Annotated in this window: 18 protein-coding genes and 1 pseudogene; 14 read left to right on the top strand and 5 right to left on the bottom strand. The window is 60.8% G+C overall.

All coding sequences use genetic code 11. The annotated features are described in order from the left end of the window. Positions 1 to 5: 5 nt before the first annotated feature. Entirely contained in the window at positions 6 to 497 is a 492-nt protein-coding gene (gene glmS, locus J7394_RS11765; RefSeq protein ID WP_209253215.1) for a methylaspartate mutase subunit S, read from the bottom strand. A 257-nt stretch (positions 498 to 754) separates the two neighbouring features. On the opposite strand from glmS, the gene J7394_RS11770 reads away from it, so the two are divergent. From J7394_RS11770 to J7394_RS11785, 4 genes are read left to right on the top strand one after another with little or no spacing between them, the layout of a single operon-like run. Beyond that, positions 755 to 2,005: a sarcosine oxidase subunit beta family protein gene (locus tag J7394_RS11770; RefSeq protein ID WP_209253216.1), complete on the top strand. Its 1,251-nt coding sequence runs from the start codon at positions 755 to 757 to the stop codon at positions 2,003 to 2,005. A gap of 13 nt (positions 2,006 to 2,018) precedes the next feature. Continuing rightward, the gene (locus tag J7394_RS11775) at positions 2,019 to 2,309 is read left to right on the top strand and encodes a sarcosine oxidase subunit delta (protein WP_209253217.1); all 291 of its coding nucleotides are present in this window, start codon (positions 2,019 to 2,021) and stop codon (positions 2,307 to 2,309) included. Then, positions 2,306 to 5,260 carry a sarcosine oxidase subunit alpha family protein gene (locus tag J7394_RS11780; RefSeq protein ID WP_209253218.1) on the top strand — a complete coding sequence of 985 codons (2,955 nt, stop codon included), beginning with the start codon at positions 2,306 to 2,308 and terminating at the stop codon, positions 5,258 to 5,260. The genes J7394_RS11775 and J7394_RS11780 overlap by 4 nt, the downstream gene beginning before the upstream one ends. Then, positions 5,253 to 5,816, top strand: a complete 564-nt coding sequence (locus tag J7394_RS11785; RefSeq protein WP_209253221.1) for a sarcosine oxidase subunit gamma — start codon at positions 5,253 to 5,255, stop codon at positions 5,814 to 5,816. The genes J7394_RS11780 and J7394_RS11785 overlap by 8 nt, the downstream gene beginning before the upstream one ends. A gap of 3 nt (positions 5,817 to 5,819) precedes the next feature. On the opposite strand, the gene J7394_RS11790 is transcribed toward J7394_RS11785, so the two are convergent. Continuing rightward, positions 5,820 to 6,827 (bottom strand): GlxA family transcriptional regulator, encoded by a 1,008-nt coding sequence (locus J7394_RS11790; RefSeq protein WP_209253223.1) that lies wholly within the window; start codon positions 6,825 to 6,827, stop codon positions 5,820 to 5,822. Further along, positions 6,824 to 7,720: a LysR family transcriptional regulator gene (locus J7394_RS11795; RefSeq protein ID WP_209253225.1), complete on the bottom strand. Its 897-nt coding sequence runs from the start codon at positions 7,718 to 7,720 to the stop codon at positions 6,824 to 6,826. The genes J7394_RS11790 and J7394_RS11795 overlap by 4 nt, the downstream gene beginning before the upstream one ends. A gap of 107 nt (positions 7,721 to 7,827) precedes the next feature. Between J7394_RS11795 and J7394_RS11800 the strand changes: the two genes are divergently transcribed. The 5 genes from J7394_RS11800 to J7394_RS11820 are packed head-to-tail and all read left to right on the top strand — an operon-like array spanning position 7,828 to position 13,702. Next, positions 7,828 to 9,276 carry an aldehyde dehydrogenase family protein gene (locus tag J7394_RS11800; protein WP_209253227.1) on the top strand — a complete coding sequence of 483 codons (1,449 nt, stop codon included), beginning with the start codon at positions 7,828 to 7,830 and terminating at the stop codon, positions 9,274 to 9,276. After that, positions 9,276 to 10,274, top strand: coding sequence for a membrane dipeptidase (locus tag J7394_RS11805; RefSeq protein ID WP_209253229.1), 999 nt, complete (start codon positions 9,276 to 9,278; stop codon positions 10,272 to 10,274). The genes J7394_RS11800 and J7394_RS11805 overlap by 1 nt, the downstream gene beginning before the upstream one ends. Before the next feature lie 31 nt (positions 10,275 to 10,305). Beyond that, a complete protein-coding gene (locus J7394_RS11810; protein ID WP_209253231.1) occupies positions 10,306 to 11,997 on the top strand; it encodes a hypothetical protein in 1,692 nt (563 codons plus the stop codon). After that, entirely contained in the window at positions 11,994 to 12,644 is a 651-nt protein-coding gene (locus tag J7394_RS11815) for a DUF3726 domain-containing protein (protein WP_209253233.1), read from the top strand. Before J7394_RS11810 ends, J7394_RS11815 begins: the two co-directional genes overlap by 4 nt. Positions 12,645 to 12,694: 50 nt before the next feature. Then, positions 12,695 to 13,702, top strand: coding sequence for an Ldh family oxidoreductase (locus tag J7394_RS11820; protein WP_209253235.1), 1,008 nt, complete (start codon positions 12,695 to 12,697; stop codon positions 13,700 to 13,702). Positions 13,703 to 13,780: 78 nt separating this feature from the next. Here J7394_RS11820 and J7394_RS11825 read toward each other — a convergent pair whose 3' ends face one another. Continuing rightward, positions 13,781 to 14,275, bottom strand: a complete 495-nt coding sequence (locus tag J7394_RS11825) for a flavin reductase family protein (RefSeq protein ID WP_209253237.1) — start codon at positions 14,273 to 14,275, stop codon at positions 13,781 to 13,783. A gap of 127 nt (positions 14,276 to 14,402) precedes the next feature. On the opposite strand from J7394_RS11825, the gene J7394_RS11830 reads away from it, so the two are divergent. The 5 genes from J7394_RS11830 to J7394_RS11850 all read left to right on the top strand — a co-directional run bounded on the left by J7394_RS11830 (position 14,403) and on the right by J7394_RS11850 (position 18,465). Beyond that, positions 14,403 to 15,353 (top strand): LysR substrate-binding domain-containing protein, encoded by a 951-nt coding sequence (locus J7394_RS11830; RefSeq protein ID WP_209253240.1) that lies wholly within the window; start codon positions 14,403 to 14,405, stop codon positions 15,351 to 15,353. A 104-nt stretch (positions 15,354 to 15,457) separates the two neighbouring features. Further along, complete coding sequence (locus tag J7394_RS11835; RefSeq protein WP_209253243.1) at positions 15,458 to 16,519, top strand: LLM class flavin-dependent oxidoreductase; 1,062 nt, start codon at positions 15,458 to 15,460, stop codon at positions 16,517 to 16,519. Next, positions 16,519 to 17,307: an SDR family NAD(P)-dependent oxidoreductase gene (locus J7394_RS11840; RefSeq protein ID WP_209253246.1), complete on the top strand. Its 789-nt coding sequence runs from the start codon at positions 16,519 to 16,521 to the stop codon at positions 17,305 to 17,307. The genes J7394_RS11835 and J7394_RS11840 overlap by 1 nt, the downstream gene beginning before the upstream one ends. A 3-nt stretch (positions 17,308 to 17,310) precedes the next feature. Then, positions 17,311 to 18,114 (top strand): SDR family NAD(P)-dependent oxidoreductase, encoded by an 804-nt coding sequence (locus tag J7394_RS11845; protein WP_209253248.1) that lies wholly within the window; start codon positions 17,311 to 17,313, stop codon positions 18,112 to 18,114. 36 nt (positions 18,115 to 18,150) lie between these two features. Beyond that, a complete protein-coding gene (locus tag J7394_RS11850) occupies positions 18,151 to 18,465 on the top strand; it encodes a trimethylamine methyltransferase family protein (protein WP_209253251.1) in 315 nt (104 codons plus the stop codon). Positions 18,466 to 18,480: 15 nt separating this feature from the next. On the opposite strand, the pseudogene J7394_RS11855 reads toward J7394_RS11850, so the two are convergent. Continuing rightward, positions 18,481 to 19,365, bottom strand: a pseudogene (locus J7394_RS11855) (N-methylproline demethylase); the annotation flags it as partial. Positions 19,366 to 19,385 lie beyond the last annotated feature (20 nt).

A 19,385-nucleotide genomic window follows, 5' to 3' on the forward strand; every position in this document is an offset into this window, starting at 1 on the left:
CTTTGCTAGATTGCGGCCCAGTCGGCGAACCCGGTTGCGAAGGCGCCCGAGTTGTGGCCGATATTCGGAAGACGATTCATGTCGATGTCGTCTTTCAGCAGTGCCACGACCTCGTCGATATTGGCCGAGGCCGGGAAGACGCGGTCATAGCCCATCTCTTTGAAGCGGGTGACGACGGTTGCGAAATCCTGTTTGCCGATCACGAGGTTCCCACCGACATAGAGCAAGATGTTCCCGATCCCCGCAGCCTCGCACCGGTCGCGCAGGCCCTGACAGTCGATCTCACCGTGCCCGTAAATGGATGAGACAAGGATCGCATCGGCTTTTTGAGCAACGGCTGCGGCGACGAATTCGCTCTGGCTGACCATGACGCCGAGGTTAACGACCTCGATCCCGGCCCGGGTCAGTAGGCTGTCGAGGATCTTGTTACCTACGGCATGGCAATCTGCGCCGATCACTCCCAAAACAACTTTATCCGTGGTGCTGGCGTCGAACATCTCTCGCTCCTCCTGTATCGCGCTTTGGGGTGTCGTAGCCGTGATTCTCAAAACGGTAAAGAATAATGATGAACAATAAAAAACAGATAAGGAAAAGTTACCTAATTTTGCATCAGGCCGCTGTTAGAGCTTGAAACGCCAAAACGGCGACACTCTGATGGCATCTGTCGCATCTGAGATAGCTTCTGTCCGAAATCGACACTGAAAACGTGGGCGACCTGGGTGCATAAAGTAAGCTGCAACGAATAGGAGCCTACATGCGATTCTCGGCGCTGCGACTTTTCAAAGAGGCCCTGACCGGCCACAAAGGCTGGGGCCCGCAATGGCGCGACCCGGAGCCTGCGGATGCTTATGACTATGTCATCGTGGGCGGCGGCGGCCACGGTCTGGCCACAGCCTACTATCTGGCCAAGGAATTCGGTGCCGCGCGTATCGCGGTACTGGAAAAAGGCTGGATCGGCGGCGGCAATGTGGGTCGGAACACGACGATCATCCGCTCGAACTATCTGCTGGACGGGAATGAGCCATTCTACGAGTTCTCTCTGAAGCTTTGGGAAAACCTCGAACAGGACTTCAACTATAACGCCATGGTCAGCCAGCGCGGTATTCTGAACCTGGTCCACACCGATGCGCAACGGGATGCGGCGCGGCGGCGGGGCAATGCGATGATTCTGAATGGATCAGATGCCGAGCTGCTAGACACCGACGGCGTTCGCGCCATGTACCCGTTCCTGAATTTCGACGACGCCCGGTTCCCGATCAAAGGTGGCCTGCTACACCGTCGCGGCGGCACGGTGCGCCACGATGCGGTGGCTTGGGGATACGCGCGCGGTGCGGATATGCGCGGCGTGGATATCATCCAGAACTGCGAGGTGACGGGTTTCCGCATTGAAAATGGCAAAGTCCTGGGTGTCGAGACCACCCGCGGCTTTATTGGGGCCAAAAAGGTCGGTGTCTCTGTTGCGGGCAGTTCCAGCCGCGTGATGGAGAAGGCAGGAATGCGCCTGCCGATTGAGAGCCACGTGTTGCAGGCTTTCGTCTCCGAAGGACTGAAGCCATTCATCGACGGCGTCATCACCTATGGGGCGGGGCACTTCTACTGCAGCCAGTCCGACAAGGGTGGTCTGGTCTTCGGTGGAGACATCGACATGTACAACACCTACGCCCAACGCGGTAACCTGCCAGTGGTCGAGGATGTGATCGAAAGCGGTATGGCGCTGATCCCTGCACTGGGACGCGCGCGCCTGCTACGCAGTTGGGGCGGGATCATGGATATGTCGATGGATGGCTCTCCGTTCATCGACAAGACGCACATCGACGGGCTCTATTTCAACGGTGGATGGTGTTATGGCGGGTTCAAAGCAACGCCTGCCTCTGGCTATTGCTTTGCGCATCTTCTGAAAACCGACCGTCCGCATGAAACCGCCACGGCCTACCGGCTGGACCGGTTCATGACCGGTCACATGATCGACGAAAAAGGGCAGGGCGCCCAACCAAACCTGCACTGAGAGGGCGTATCCGATGATTATCAATCACCCCCTGCTTGGCCCGCGCGACGCGCAGGAGTTCACCTATCTGGGCGATGCCTCACTGCTCAATCGTCCCGACTGGCAGGCCGAGGACGCGGCGGAAGCGTTTCACGACTATCTTTACCTGCGTGACAACCCGGCGGGCGAGCATCGCGAGCTTTGGTATCACGAACAGGGCGACCGGTCGTGGCTGGTGGTCACGCGCAACACGCTGACCCATGAAATCCTGAAGGTCGAACTGGCCCGTGATGTGGCCAAAGCGGCAGGGAAGGCTGCACAATGACACAGAGCAATCGACTGAATGGCGGGCTGATCAACCGGGACGCCAGCCTCAGCTTCACCTTCGATGGCAAGTCTTATCAAGGTTATGAGGGCGACACGCTGGCTTCGGCCTTGTTGGCCAATGGAGTGCGCCTGATGGGCCGGTCCTTCAAATACCACCGTCCGCGCGGCCCGCTTACCGCGGGCAGCGAAGAGCCGAACGCTTTGGTCGAGCTGCGTTCGGGCGGACGGCAGGAGCCGAACACCCGCGCCACCGTGGCCGAACTGTATGACGGGCTGAGCGCCAATTCCCAGAACCGCTGGCCGTCGCTGGAACGCGATTTCATGGCGATCAACGACCGGTTCTCGAACTTCCTGACCGCGGGGTTTTACTACAAGACCTTCATGTGGCCCAAGGCGTTCTGGGAGAAGCTGTATGAGCCGATCATCCGCAAGGCGGCCGGTCTGGGCAGCCTGACGGGTGAGGATGATCCCGATCACTATGACAAGGGCTTCTTGCATTGCGATCTGCTGATCATCGGCGCGGGTCCGACCGGTCTGGCGGCGGCGCTGACCGCAGGACGTGCGGGCGCTCAGGTTATTCTGGCGGATGAAGATTTCCGCATGGGTGGGCGTCTGATTGCTGAGACTGGCGCTTTGGCCGATATCTCCGGCGCGGACTGGGTCGATCAGGCTCTGGCCGAGCTCGCATCGATGAACAACGTACGGGTGATGCCGCGTACAACCGTGTTCGGGGCCTACGACCACGGTATTTACGGTGCGGTCGAACGCAACGCGGATCACCTTATCGCGCCTGAAGCGGACAAACCCCGCCAGACTCTGTGGCGCATCTACTCCAAGCGCGCGCTGATCGCGACCGGGGCCATCGAACGCCCCATCGCTTTTGAGAATAACGACCGCCCCGGTATCCTGCTGGCCGGAGCGGTTCGGTCTTACGCCAACCGCTGGGCCGCGACGCCCGCGCAATCGGTTGTGGTTTTTGCCAACAATGACGACGCGCACCAGACGGCACGCGATCTGATGGCGCAAGGCATTAAGGTCCCCGCCATTGTGGATACGCGCCCGGATGCTGCGGATGTCGAGGGCATCGAAGTTCTGAAAGGGGCCGAGATTATCAATACCTCGGGCCGCCTGGGCCTGACCTCGGTGCAGGTGCGCACCGAGAAAGGCTATACGACGGACCTCTATTGCGAGGCGTTGGCGATGTCCGGCGGTTGGAACCCGAACCTGGGCCTAACCTGCCATCAGCGCGGTCGCCCGGTCTGGAGCGCGGACATCCACGCCTTTGTTCCGGGTGAGGGCCTACCCGTTGGCCAGATCGTGGCAGGCGCGGCCAAGGGTGAGATGAGTACCGAAGCGGCGCTGCAGGGCGGTGCGGCTGCGGCTGTGGCCGCTTTGGGTGATCTGGGGATCACTGCATCCCCCGTTGATCTGCCCGCGGCAGCCGATGCGCCGGTCTCGATCAGCCCGTTCTGGCACGTCAAAGGCGCAAAACGCGCATGGCTGGACTACCAGAACGACGTGACCGTCAAAGACGTCAAGCTGGCTCACCAAGAGAACTTTACCTCGGTCGAGCATCTCAAGCGTTATACCACGCTGGGCATGGCGACCGATCAGGGCAAGACCTCGAACGTGGGTGCCTTGGCGGTGATGGCCGAACTGACCGGCAAGTCCATTCGGGACACCGGCACAACCATCTTCCGCCCGCCTTATACGCCGGTGGCGATGGGTGCGTTCGGTGGCCGTGCAGTGGGTAAGGACTTCCACCCGACCCGCCTGACGCCCAGCCACAAATGGGCCGAGGAACAGGGTGCTGTGTTTGTCGAGGTCGGCAACTGGCTGCGCGCCCAATGGTTCCCGCGCAAGGGCGAAACCCATTGGCGCCAATCGGTGGACCGCGAGGTGCTGCAGACCCGAAACTCGGTCGGTGTGTGCGATGTGACGACGCTAGGCAAGATCGACGTTCAAGGCGCGGATGCAGCGGCGTTCCTGAACATGGTCTACTCTAATGCGTTTGCCAAACTGCCCGTGGGCAAGGTGCGCTATGGCCTGATGCTGCGCGAGGATGGCATCGCCTATGACGACGGTACCACCGCGCGCTTCGCCGAGGACCATTTCGTCGTGACCACCACCACCGCCAACGCGGTTCTGGTCTATCGCAACATGGAATTCGTCCGCCAATGCCTGTGTCCGGATATGGACGTGCAGCTGATCTCGACCACCGAGGCCTGGGCGCAATATGCCGTGGCCGGTCCCAACAGCCGCAAACTGCTGCAAAAGATCGTAGACCCTGACTTTGACATCTCGAACGAGGCGTTCCCCTTCATGGGGTGCGGAGAGATCACTGTCTGCGGTGGCCTGCGGGCCCGGCTGTTCCGGATCTCGTTCTCGGGCGAGCTTGCCTATGAGATCGCGGTACCCACGCGCTATGGCGACGGGCTGATGCGCGCGCTGATGGAGGCGGGTGAGGAGTTCGACGTTGTGCCCTATGGCACCGAAGCTTTAGGCGTCATGAGGATCGAAAAGGGTCATGCGACCGGCAATGAGCTGAACGGTACGACCACAGCACTGAACCTTGGCATGGCACGCATGGTCAGCGCTAAGAAGGACTGCATCGGCAATGTTCTCAGCCGTCGGGAAGGGCTGAACACCCCGGACGCATTGGCTCTGGTGGGGTTGAAACCAGTGGACACGAATGAGACCGTTACGGCGGGCGGGCACCTGATGAACGCGACCGGCCCGGTCGATGCGGCACATGATCAGGGCTATGTCACCTCGGCTGCTTATTCGCCAATTCTGGAAAGCTCAATCGGGCTCGGATTTGTCAAAGGTGGCTCTGACCGGATGGGTGAAAAACTGCGACTGGTGAACCCCCTGGAAAGCCAGGAAGTCATGGTTGAAATCGTCAGCGCTCATTTCTTGGACCCGGAAGGGGAGAAGCTTCGTGCATAAACTGAAACCCATCACCCCGCTGGGCGGCGACACGCCGCGTGTCGATACGGTCGGTTCGATCACGATCACCGAGGTCGTGGATCAGGCGCTGGCGTCGGTCGCGGCCCGCAACGATCAGGCTGGTGCCGTGCAAAAGGCGCTGGCCGACAAGATCGGTCTGAGCTTACCCGAGGTTGGTCAATCCTCTCAGGCTGCGCCCTATGCCGCGCTCTGGATGGGGCCGGAGCAATGGATGGTCATGGCCCCGCATGACAGTCACGAATTGCTGGCCGCCGAGTTGAAGCAGATCGTCGCTGATACCGCATCGGTTTCCGAGCAGACGGATGGCTGGTGCCGGTTCGACGTGCAGGGCGCGGGTCTGTGCGATCTGTTCGAACGGCTCAGCAACGCGCCGGTCCGCACGATGGGGTCGGGCACGGCGATCCGAACCACGGCGGAGCATCTGGGCGTCTTCCTATGGCGTCTGGCCGAGGATCACATGGCCGTTCTTGGCCCGCGCTCTTCGGCGGCGTCGCTGCATCACGGCCTGCTGGCCGCCGCGAAATCCATCGCCTGAAGTTTAGCCCGAGGGCAGCACATCGTCGCTGCCCACCCGCATCGAGTTCTTGGCACGCCGGTCGCTGATCGGCGTGACCCCGAACGTCTCACGATAGTGCCGCATGAAGGCGCTGGGTGTGGCGTAACCGACCATGTATGCGACCTCGGCAATTGGGTCGTTCGTATAAAGCACCAATTGCCGCGCCTGGTTCATCCGCATCCGCCGATAGTAGGTCAAAGGGCTGTGCCCGGTCGCCTTTTTGAAACTCCGTTCCAGTGACCGCGCGGAAAGGCCCACCGCATCGGCGACTTCGCTGATCTGGATGGGGTTTCCGATATGTTCGGCAAAGTGCTGAATGGCCTTTGCGACCTGTTTGGGCAAAAGATCCTGACTCTGCGCGGTCGAGATTGCGGGCACCTTTTGCGTAACGGTCCCGCTGCGAATGAAGGGATGCTGGAACCAACACGCGACCTCGGCCATGACATCACCGCCCAGCCGCTTTTCGATCAGGGCCAGCATGTGGTCGAACACGGCCGAGGCGCCCGAGATCGTGCTAAAGGCCCCTTCTTCGCAGATCACTGTCCCATGGATCGGGATTTCGGGAAATTCAGCCTGAAAAGCGGCCTCGTAGCACCAATGCACCGACAAAGGGTTGTCGCGGGTCAGCCGGGTGCGGGCAAGGGGGAAGACACCGCCGCTGATTGCGCCAATACGGGTCTTGTTCCGCATCAGACGCTGAAGCGCTGCATTCGCCTTGGAGGGGTTGTCGAACACGCTGTTCGGGCTTGAGGCAAACAGCAGATGCGTCAGGGATTGGGCGTCGGCCAAGGTACTGTCGGGGAAAAAGGTGACCCCGGCCGAGGACTGGATCGGTTGGTCTTGCTCGGCAATGACATGCCAGCTGAACGCCTCCTGCCCCGAGATCTCATTCGCCGCGCGCAGCGGTTCGATACAGGATGTCAGGCATGCCATCGGGAACCCCGGAAAGATCAGGATGCCCAGCGAAATTTTCTCGACCTGATCTTTCATGAGCGTTGCTCTTTCACTAGGTCCTCGACAGTTTCGAGAATGTCATTTTCCAGTCTCCGGGCAGCAGGTGACAGTGCAGAATCAGCCTTGCGTATTAGGTGAATTTGCCGCTTGGCGGTCTTGTCCGCCAGAGGGCGGAAGACCAGATCGGATTGCCCGGCCGAAATTGCTGCCATCTCGGGCAGGAGTGTGACCCCGATCCCGGCTCGAACCATGCCCAGAATAGAGGTGATGTTGTGTGCCGAAAACCGAGAGCCCGCGTGCAGTTTTTCCGCCTCGGGCCCGGAGATGCTTTCGGACAGGCTGTTGGCGATCAGCTGCTCATTCTCTAGCGCGTCCCAGTCGATGGGGCCGGTGTCACGGGCCAGCGGGTGGTCCGGGGTCAGCAGCACGCCGAACCAGTCGGTCAGCAAAAGCTGGCTGTGCAGACCCGACCCGTTTCCCCGCAGTGTCGCGATGCCGATATCAATGCGCCCCCGCGACAGCTCGTGCAGGACGGACTTGGAGTCCATGTCGCGCAGTTCCACCCTCACTTTCTCGTAAGCCTTGGTATTTCTGGAAAAAACGCGTGGTATGATCGTACCTGCCACCGATGGAACCGTCGCAATTCTGACATGTCCCATACTGGCATCGGCAAAGTTTTCAATGGCCCGGACCGTATTGTCGAAATGCTGTAGTTCCAGCTGTGATTGCTCGAACACGAACTCACCCAATGCGGTCAGCTTGTTCTTGCGGTCGGTTTCGAACAGCGGCTCGCCCAGATGCTTTTCAAACTGTTTCAGCATCATCGATACCGCGGAAGGGGTGCGTTTCAGGACAACGGCCGCATCCGTCAGGTTGCCGGTGCGGGCAACCGCGACAAAGCCGCGAAGCATTTCGATCTTGAGTGTCATGTTGGAAGCTTCAATCTTACTGAAGTAAACTTCAATAATTTTAGTTTGATTGATTGACAAAAAAGAGTCCATACCCGCTCAGCAAATTCTCTATGGGGCAAACGGCTATGGCTGACATTCAAAAGAACCTGATCGCTGGTGAGTGGGTCACCGGTGAAGGTGAGATCGAAAACCGCAACCCATCGGACCTGAGCGATCTGGTCGGCATGTTTGCACAGGCCAGCGCGGATCAGCTTGAGGCAACATTGGATCAGGCGCGTGCCGCTCAGCGTGAGTGGGCCGCCTATGGGCTGGAGCGCAAGCAGGCTGTTCTGAACGCGATCGGCAATGAGCTGATGGCCCGCGCCGAGGAACTGGGCACGCTGCTGAGCCGCGAAGAAGGCAAGCCGCTGGCCGAAGGCAAAGGCGAAGTTTTCCGCGCTGGTCAGTTCTTCACCTACTACGCCGCCGAATGCCTGCGTCAGATCGGTGAGAACGCGGATTCCGTACGTCCCGATATCGAGGTCGATGTCCGCCGTGAGGCCGTGGGCGTTGTGGCCATCATCAGCCCGTGGAACTTCCCCACCGCGACCGCGTCGTGGAAGATCGCTCCTGCGCTGTGCTATGGCAACGCGGTTGTCTGGAAGCCCGCCAACATCACCCCGGCTTCGGCTGTGGCGCTGACCGAGATCATCAACCGTCAGGACATCCCCAAAGGTCTGTTCAGCTTGGTCATGGGCTCGGGCCGCTCCATCGGTCAACGTTTGGTGGAAAGCCCCAAGGTCAACGCGATTTCCTTCACCGGGTCGGTTCCGGTTGGTAAGGATATCGCCGCTGCCGCCATCCAGAACCTGACCAAAGTTCAGATGGAAATGGGATCGAAGAACGCTCTGGCCGTCATGGACGATGCCGATCTGGATTTGGCGGTGACGCTGGCTCTGGGCGGTGCGTTCGGTGGCACCGGTCAGAAATGCACGGCCTCCTCCCGGCTCGTGGTCCACTCTGCCATTCATGACGCCTTTGTCGAAAAGCTCGTTGCGGGTGCGCAGGCGATGAAAGTGGGCCACGCGCTGGAGGCGGGCGTTCAGATGGGTCCCGTCGTCAGCCAGCAGCAGCTGAGCGAAAACCTGGCCTATGTCGATTTGGGCAAATCCGAGGGCGCGGAACTGGCCTGTGGCGGTGCGCGTCTCGAGATGCCGCATGACGGGTACTACATGTCGCCCGGCGTGTTCCTGAACACCACCAACGACATGGCGATAAACCGCGAGGAAATGTTCGCGCCGCTGACCAGCGTCATCAAGGTTGGCAGCTATGACGAAGCGCTGAGCGTGGTCAACGACACCAGCTTTGGCCTGACTTCGGGCATCGTGACCAAGTCGCTGGCCCGCGCCACGCATTTCCGCCGCAACGCGCGCACCGGTGTTGTCACCGTGAACCTGCCCACCGCCGGCACCGACTATCACGTGCCCTTCGGTGGCCGTGGCGACAGCTCCTACGGTCCGCGTGAGCAGGGCAAGGCAGCGGCCGAATTCTACACCACGGTCAAAACCGCCTATATCAGCGCAGGCCCCGTCTGATGCTGATCGATTGCCTGCAATATGTGAACTGGTCGGAAAAGGTCTTCCGCCAGTTGCGCGAGGGGGGCGTGGACGCGATCCACGTCACCATCGCCTATCATGAGAACTTTCGCGAAACGGTGTTGAATTTCGAACAGTGGAACCGCTGGTTCGAACAATACCCGGACCTGATCATGAAAGGGCAGTGGGCCAGCGACATCGACAAAGCGCGGGAAACCGGCCGGACAGCGGTGTTCTTCGGGTTCCAGAACCCAAGCCCGATGGAAGACGATATCGGCCTGATCGAGATCCTGCACACGCTGGGCGCGCGGTTCATGCAGTTGACCTATAACAACCAGTCGCTGCTGGCGACCGGCTGCTATGAGGCCGAGGATTCCGGCATCACCCGCATGGGCAAACAGGTCATCAAAGAGATGAACCGCGTGGGCCTTGTTGTCGACATGAGCCACTCGGCCGACCGCTCGACCATCGAAGCGGCTGAGATCTCGGAACGTCCCATCGCCATCACCCATGCGAACCCTTATGACTGGTCGCCCGCCCTGCGCAACAAGCGTGACGCGGTGATCCGCGCAGTGACGGAAAACGGCGGCATGCTGGGTTTCTCGGTTTACCCGCACCACCTGAAAGACAAGTCCGAGTGCACGCTGGAAAGCTTTTGCGAGATGATCGCGCGCACGGCTGAGAAATACGGTGCGCAGCATCTGGGGATCGGCACTGACCTGTGTCAGGACCAGCCCGACAGTATCGTGGAATGGATGCGCGTAGGTCGCTGGACCAAGGAAATCGACTATGGCGAAGGCTCAGCCTCGGCCCCTGGTTTCCCGCCCATGCCGAGCTGGTTCAACGACAACCGTGATTTCGGCAACATCCGGGCAGGCCTGCGCGCAACCGGCATGAACGACGAAGAGGTTGATGGCATCATGGGTCGCAACTGGTACCGTTTCTTTGACGAGAACTTCAAACCGCAGACGTCATCGGACAAAGCTGGTACAACTTGACCAGTCTACCAATCAGAGAAGGGTGAACAGAATGGCAGACGTTTCCCGTCGTGATCCGAAAATGGTGATGCGCCTTGCCCGTCTTGGCTCAATGCATCAGTCGCGTCTTTCGTTCATGCGTATCCTAACGCGACGACTGGCTCGGGAAAACTGGCGGTTTGAAAAAACTGCGTTCGAGATTGACAGCACCGGTGTTGGCCATGCCGTCTATACCGCGCATGGGCCCGAGCGGTCCTATTCCCTGATCGCCTATGCCCATGATCTGCCGCCCGAGAAACGCTCGGACCGAGTGATCGCCGAGGCTTGGGATGCCACCTTCACCCTGTTTGACGGTGTGCCTACCGACGCCGATATCGAGCGTCTTTCGCACAATATCCCCGTTCAGGAAGCCGGGCGCGTGACAGGGTCTGAATTGTCAGTGTCCCGCGCCAATCGCTCGGTGCGTTTGTGGGAGCATGTGGTGAGCGAACTGGCCGAAGGCCGTCAGCCCTCGACCGAGAAGATTGACGCCGTGGGTTACCTTATGCGGACCACTGCGGTTTACGGGTCCGGCAAGCTGGGCGCTGCGGATCGCGAAATGATTGCCGACCGTCCGGAATTCCGCGCTCCGTTCCAGGTTGAGATGCTGTCGGTCTACCTGACCCGCTGGTTCGTGACCGATCTGGTGCAATATATGGCCGATACCCGCGCTGCGGCCAACGGAGTGCAGGCCGCAAAGTTGGACGCAGGGATTGCACGGTCGATGGGGATCGGCAACTCAACCGGTCTGGGGATGGCGCCGTTCTTGCTGAACCATCCGGTGCTGTTCAACAACTGGATGGCGGCACGGGAAGGTGCAATTCAGGTCGTGCGCGGGGTCGAAAAGGCCAGCGATGCAGAAATCGCAGTGTTCCGTGATGTGCTGCTGCGCAACATGCAGATCGTCGAGACCTGGCAGTCTGAACACCCGATCCAGATCGAGAAACTCGCTGCCCTGCGGGCCGATATCGCCAAGCTGCAGGACTATCTCTCCAGTGCGGATCTTGGCGCGGATCACCCCTGGGATGCGCTTTATACCTGGGCCGAGCAGTCGCTGACCCTTGAGGGTCAAGAATGGATCGCTTCGCTGATTCTGGAACCCTATGGGGAACTGGTCGACGCCTTTGCAGAAGGTATGGCGGCAGACAACACCGCCACGTTCCGCATCGCCGGAGCGATGAAGATTGGTGACCTGCGGGCGCTTCTCAAGGATATCTATGGCTGGGCCATTGAGACCGATTGGGCCACCCCCGCCAGCAAGGCCCGCGCCTGGTATGTCTCGGAAGAAAAGCTAGAGCCGCGTCTGGGCGAACGTTTCGAGGAACCGATCGAGGAATACGAGCAGCCCTTGGCTCCCGGTCGGGATGCCGCGCAGTTGTTTCAGGCGCTGGCCCATTGGTCGGATGATGCTCAGGTCGCTGATTTCCTGTTGCGCCACCCCGAACACCGCCACGTGCTGCGCCGCGTTCAGATCGTAGGGCGCGCGCCCTATGCCGAGATCCGAGACAACACGATCTCGGACCGGGTGCTGCCCATCGACATGCTGCGCTGCAAACTGTCCTTCTTTGGGGCGACCAAGTTCGATCCCCGCTCGGATCGCTGGGTGCGCATCTGCATGTATGGCAACGCGCCCCTGCCGCATGAACTGACATCTGAAAACGCCGATTTCTGGGTCTTCCCGGAACTTGAAGGGGCCGCTGCATGAGCCACTCTTTGAACGAAATCGAGGCTATGAGCAAACGCGCCGCACGCGGCGCGGGCCTGTCCTGGGGTCTGGCCGAAGAGGCCGCCAAGGGAACGCGCTGGCTGGCGGCGTTTGGGTTTTCGGGCGCCGAATTGCTGGCCGATCTGTTGGAGATGAACGACCGTATCCCGTCGATCGACGTCTCGCCCGTCTCGCTAAGCGCCGAGATCTGGCATGCGCCCACGCGCCGGATGAGCCCGCTGATCGCCGGGGCCTCGCTTAGCGACTGCGCGGTGCGTTTGATGGATCGCGGCTCGATCACGATGGAGAACGTTAGCCTGCCCTTGCTGGCCGTGCCCTTCATGGGGGGGGCTGCGCTGCGTTTGGGTGTACCGGTCGCGGCCGAATGGCAAGGCGCGCGTCTGGCAACGGACGGGCGGCAGATCTGCGTGCAGGCCACGCCCGAGGCGCTTGAGACCCGCCACGCAGACAAGATGGTCTTCAGCGCGCCCGCCGAAATGACAGGCCGCCGCGAGCCGGTCCTGCGCGCGGAGGTGTCCGAGGCAGACTGGAGCAGGCTCAGCGCCTTTGCCCACCGCACATTCGCACCTGCGACCGAAGAAAGCCGCCTGCGCGGTGCTGGCGCGGGCCTCAGCGACAACGACTGAAACTTCGCCCCTTGCGACAAGGGGCACATAGATACGAACGGAAAAGAAGAATGACCGCCACCGAAACCCTGTCTCTGGCCGAGATCGAAGATCTGGCCTTCCGCGCCCTTGTCAAAGCCGGAACATCCGAGGAAAACGCCCGCCCTCTTGCCGTTGCGACCGCAATGACCGAAGCGGATGGCGTTGCCTCGCACGGGTTGGCCTATATCCCGATCTATGCGCAGCACGTGGAATGCGGCAAGGTTGACGGGGCCGCCAAGCCCGTAGTTGCTCAGCCGCGTCCGGCAGTTGTCACCGTTGATGCAGCCACAGGGTTTGCTCACAGCGCGATTGATCTTGGCTTCGAAAAGCTGATCCCGCTAGCGCGCGAGCAGGGTGTTGCGGTTCTGGCCATCAACAACTCGTATAACTGCGGCGTTCTGGGCGTGCATACCCAGCGTTTGGCGCAGGCAGGCCTGATGGGGATCGGGTTCACCAACGCGCCGGCCTCGATCGCACCGTCGGGTGGGGCAAAGCCGGTCATCGGCACCAACCCGTTCTCGATCTCGGCCCCCGATGCGGATGGAAACGCGGCGCTTCTGATCGACCAGTCCGCCAGCACCATCGCCAAAAGCGAAGTCATGAAACATGCCCGCGAAGGTAAGCCCGTGCCCGAAGGTTGGGTTTTGGACGCGGACGGCCAGCCCACCACAGACCCTGAGGCTGGCCTGAAAGGCTCCATGGTCCCATCGGGCGGCTACAAAGGCGTGGGTATCGCCCTGACGGTTGAACTGATGGCCGCTGCGATGACCGGCGCAACACTGGGTTCGGTCGCCAGCCCGTTCTCGGGCACGGCGGGTGGCCCGCCGAAAACCGGTCAGTTCTTCATCGCGATTGATCCGCAGGCGACCTCGGTCGGAGCCTTCCATGAGAAGCTGGGTGAGCTGATTGCCTCGTTCCGCGACCAAGATGGCGCGCGCCTGCCGGGCGACGGCCGCCGCACCTGCCGCGAGCGGGCAGCAACCGAAGGCGTTGCCGTAAACGCCGCACTGCTGGAAAAAGTGCGCGCGCTTCTCTGACGCGCGCAGCATCACAAGATTGAAGGGGCGCATGGTCTGATCGGAGCATGCGCCCTTTTTGCATGGGTGTTGGAAACCTCAGGCCTGCGGCTCTTGCAGCCACTGAAACCCGCCATCCCAATAGGCCAGAGGGGGATTGTCGCTGGCCTCCACACGCTCGACCTTGCCGATGAGAATGCGGTGAGAGCCGAACGGAACCGTCTGGATATGCAGACAGGTGAAAATGGCCGAGGCGCCCTTCAGGACAGGCAAGTGGGTGTGTTCATCCATGTCCCAGACATCTTCGGAAAACGTACGAAGCTCCGCAAGCGCGGGGTCACCGGCAAAAGCCAGCGCCATGTCGATGTGGTTTTGCGCGGCGAAGTTGACGCAATAGACCCCATGCTCTTCGATCATGCCCAGAATGCGACTGTTCTTGTTCAGACAGATCAACACAGCAGGCGGAGTCGCCGTCAGCGAGCACACAGCGCTGACGGTCGCGCCATGGGGACCATGCTCGCCCGACGTGGTGACAATCGACACCGGCGTCGGGGCTTTGCGCATGGCCGAGATGAATTCAGTCGAGGTCAGCATCTTACGCTCCGGGATTGGGGTGCTCAGAGCTTGCATTAGGCAGGTTTTATCACAAGAATGAATTTCTTGCCGTCAGGCCAAGCCCTCCTTATGCAGGATCACCATGCGACGCGCTTTAAGAACACGATTGAACCAACTGGGTCCGGGCGCTTTGTCCCGAATGGAACCCGTTGGTTTTGACAGCAACCGGATGCGGCGGGGATTGCCGCCCTTGCAGACGCTGATCGCGTTCGAGGCTGCCGCGCGGTTGCAGAGCTTCACCCTCGCCGCGTCGGAATTGAACCTGACGCAGCCCGCCGTCAGCCAGCAGGTGAAACTGTTGGAAGATCGCCTTGGCATCCGGCTGTTTCGCAGGTCGAACAACCAGATCAGTCTGACCGAGCAGGGCGAACAGTTCGCCGATTCTGTCGGGGCGATGTTGGACAGCCTGAGTGAAAGCGTTCAGGATCTCGCGCCGGATGCAGGGCGCACCATGTTGACGGTCAGCCTGCTGCCCTCCTTCGGGTCGACCTGGTTTGCGATCCGCGCGACCCGGTTTCTTGAGGCCCATCCGCAGATCGATCTGATCACCCTGTCCACCGTGGCCTGTACCGGTTTTGGGCAGGAGGATGCGGATGTCGCCATTCGCTGGGGGCCGGGCGGCACGCCGAATGTCTATGAGGAACGCCTGTTCGGTGAACGCCATATCCTTGTGGCCTCAGCCGCGCTTCGGGATCAGTTGGCCGGAGTGAAACGGGTGGATGATCTGGCCGGGTTCCCGTTTTTCAGGGATACCAACCACACGGAATGGCGCGCGGTGATCGAACGCAATGGCGGCAATCCGGAACTGTTCGAAAACGGGGCCTATTTCGGCGATTCCAGCGCCACGCTGGGCGCAATCGCGTTTGGCGGCGGAGTTGGCGTGGTGCGGGATGTCGTTGCACAGCATTTTCTGGACAACGGTACTCTGATCGAGCTGCCGTTTGAGGCGGTTGAAGGCCCGTTTGCCTATCATTTTCTGTGCCCCCACAGCCGGTTGAACCAGCCTCGGGTTCAGGCGTTTCTACACTGGTTGCGGCAGGAGGCGTCGGGCGCATAAGAATTTCTTTGGCAATGACCTAGGATTCGCCATTTGGAAGTTTGGCAGGATTGAGGAAATGTGGAGGAAACACATTCACCCGGATAACCTCGGAGCTTGCCGCCATGGAATTCTCGCTTTTCAACCTGATGACTAAACCCGTTGACGGGTCCACCCATGCCGACGTGTTCAACCAGATGCGCAACATGACGCAGATGGTCGACGAGGCGGGGTTCGATGTGGCCTGGTTTGCCGAGCATCACCTGTCGAATTACTGCATCTCTCCGTCTCCGCTGATGACGGCTGCGAATATGGCCGCCCACACCAAACGCATCAATGTCGGCCCCGCCGTTGTTGTGATGCCCTTCTATGAACCCCTGCGTCTGGTCGAGGATATCTGCCTGACCGACCAGTTGACCGAAGGCCGCCTGGTGCTGGGTCTGGGCACCGGCTATCAGCCGCGCGAGTTCAAGAAATTCGGGTTCGAGATCAACGACCGCCTGATGCGCGGCCTTGAGATCTGGGATTGTATCGAACAGGGCGTCTATTCCGGCGTGATCGACTATCAGGGTGAACATATCCAGATCAACGATGCCGCGCTGTCCATCGCACCGGTACAGGAGCGCATCCGCACCTTGGCGGTGGGCAACGCGCCAGAAATGCGTCAGAAGATGATCGACTATGGGGCCGAGCCGCTGACCACTCCGGCCATCGGGCCGAACTCGATCGTGTCGACGGCGCGGCGGCTTTACACCGAAACCCGCACGGAAAACGGGCTGAGCGGCAGTGACTATCCCTTTGCCGTGCAGCGCTATGTGTATATCGCCAAGGACAAAGACGACGCCCGCGCCGCGGCCGAGCAGGTTCTGATCCATGCCCGCATGGCGAACAACATGCGCCGCCCCGAGCCGTTGATGCAGGGCGCGGATCTGAACATCGTGCCTTTCGACAACGAACCCACCCTCGACGAAGTGATGCAGCGGGCCATCATCGGTGACGTCGAAGAGGTCACCCGCCGGATCGTCGCCGAGGCGCGCGAATTCGGGATCACGCATCTGAGCGTCTTCATGCAGATCGCCTCGATCCCGTTTGCCAACACGCTGCGCTCGCTCGAGCAGTTTTGCGATCAGGTAATGCCCGCAGTAAAAGCGGCGCTTGAGGAAGACAAGAAAGCGCTTGCCTCCTGATGGCGGGGCTGTTCTCGCTGGCCGGAAAGCCGATCCTGATCACCGGCGCGGCGCGCGGGTTGGGGGCGGCTATGGCCAAGGCCTGCGCGAATCAGGGTGCGCAGGTCTGGCTGCAGGATCTGAACGCCGAGGCCGTTGAGGGCACGGCGGAAACGCTCAGAGGGCAGGGCGCCGATGCGCAGGCCACCGCCTTTGACCTGACGGATTTCGACGTCTGTCGGCAGTGGGTGCAAGAGGTTGCAACCCAGGCCGGCAGTATCTGGGGGCTGATCAACAATGCGGGGATCACCAATCACGGGCATGTCCTTGACCAGACCGTCGAGGACTATCGCAGCATCTATGACCTGCACGTCTTAGCCCCCTTCGTGCTGTCACAGGCGGCGGGCAAGGTGATGCTGGCCAATCCCGGCCCGCACCGGGGGCGGATCGTGTCGGTTTCGTCCATCGCCGCGACCCACCCGAGGCCGGGGGTTGGGAACTATGCGTCCTCCAAAGCGGCTATCGCAGGGCTGACGCGGTCTCTGGCCGCGGATTTCGGGGCCGATGGGATCTGCGCCAATGCCATTGCGCCGGGCTATGTGCTGACTGAGATGAACAAGAAAATCCTAAGCGATACGGGTTTTGTCCGCCGCATCGAAAACCGCACCCCGGCCGCACGTTGGGCAGATCCCGCTGAGATCGCAGCGCCAGTGGCATTTCTGATGTCCGAGGGGGCCTCTTACATCAATGGTCAGCTTCTGGCGGTTGATGGCGGCATGAACGCATTTTTACAATCGAACGAGGAATAACCCATGGCACGTTTGTATGGAAAGGTCGCGCTGGTCACCGGTGCGGGCGCGATGAATGGGGGTATGGGCAATGGCAAGGCCACGGCCATTCGGCTGGCGCAGGAAGGGGCCACGATCTGTGCGCTGGACCTGCATCTGCCCGCCGCCGAGGAAACCTGCGAGATCATCCGCGCCGACGGCGGCAAAGCCATCGCCCTGTCTGCAGATGTCACGCACGAGGATCAGGTCAAGCAGGCCGTCGCCGACTGCCTGAGCGCGTTGGGGCAGATCGACATTCTGCAAAACAACGTCGGCATCCTGAAGACCGGCGGGGCCATGGACAGCACGGTCGAGGATTGGGATGCGCTAGTTCATGTGAACATGAAGGCTGTTTTCTTGCCGACCAAACATGTCCTGCCCCACTTCGTGGATCGCGGGGCCGGGGTGGTGACCAATATCTCTTCGATTGCAGGGCTGCGCTATCTGGGAACGCCCTATATCGGCTATAACGCCACCAAGGGTTCGATCATTTCCTATACGCGCAATCTTGCGGCCGAGGTGGCCCCGCATGGCATTCGCGCCAACGCGATCCTGCCGGGGTTCATAGATACGCCCATGGCGCGGGACATCACCGTTCAGAACTCGGAAGACCCAGGCGCCATCGACTGGGACGCTCTGGATCGCCAGCGGGCGGCGCGGATTCCGCTGGGCCGTGTCGGCACGCCCTGGGATGTGGCCAATGCCGCCGTATTTCTGGCCAGCGATGAGGCGTCATACATTACAGGTACCGAAATCACTGTGGATGGTGGTGTGTCATGTCGCGTGTAAAAAGCCGCGCCGGGCGCGGATGTCGATGGAGATCGGGTGAGGATAGACCAGGCTCTGCTGATGGAACTTGTCGCCAAAGCGCCCAATAGATTTGTGGTACAGGGGCGCGGGCCCTCGACCGGGTTCACGATGGGCGGGGACACGAGTGTGTTTTGCACCACGAAGGGCGCGCCGTTCACCCGCGATCTGGATGGCCTCCGCCGGTCAACCACCGAGGCGGATGTGATCAATTTTGCCCGCCTGACACAGGCCTGCCCCAGCTTTCACATGGCGGGCGGGTTTATCTGCGAGCCTATGGATATCCCCGTTCCGTACCGCCATCTGGCGACGATGCGGCACCAAACGGTCTAGACCGATTTGCCCCTGTTCGACCACTGGGACCACATGCGGCATCGTCAGCTCGCACCCGGTTTGCGGCGTTGTGGATGCAGATCGCGTCGCCACCTTCGTAGATGCAATCCAGACAGTGGCCCCGACGCAAGGCCGGATATCATCCTCGCGCCCCTCGACGATCCTTTGTACCAGATGCGGGTCGGCCATATGAGCGCGAGTCATGTCGACCATGTCCAGACGCCCCTCGGCCAAGGCGTGGCGGGCGGTGGCGACATCCGGAATGCGAGCGGCGTGGAAGGTGGGCAGGCCGATCTCGGCCCGCGAAATCCAGATGCGGTGCAGCGGGAGACCCTTGCAGCGGTATCACTTTTGATACCGCGGCATCACTGTCGATTCGCCCGCGCGTCACGTTGAGGAAATCGGCCAGCCCCTCATCCCTGAGAAGACGCGCGATGCGGAACCCCTCTTCCTTGCTCACGCCGCCGGGGGTGGTTTCGTCCATCGAGAACCGGACACCCAGAAGGAACTCATCACCCACCTTATTGCGCATGCTAGCCAGGACCTCACGCGCGAAACGGGTGCGGCTTTCCAGCGTTTGCGGACCATACGGTCCCTCAAGTTCGTCAGCGGGGACCAGAACTGGTCGGGCAGGTGGCCGTAGCACTCGATTTCCAGCCCGTCCATGCCGCCCGCCTTCATGCGTTCAGCGGCGTCGCCATAGTCCTGAATGACCCGCGCGATGTCCCAGTCCTCCATAAGTTTGGGATTGTAGCGATGCGCGGTTTCGTGATGATGCGTCGGCGGGACCGAGGTCATACCGTCTTCGGGATAGGCGGGTTCATGACTGGTGGTCATGATCCGATTGCGCAGGGTGAGGTGCTTTAACTGGTATGGCTGCAGAAGTGGATCGTTGCTCATTGCGATGCTCCCACTGCAAC

Origin of the sequence: Ruegeria sp. R13_0 (assembly GCF_017743995.1) — a bacterium.
GTDB lineage: Bacteria > Pseudomonadota > Alphaproteobacteria > Rhodobacterales > Rhodobacteraceae > Ruegeria.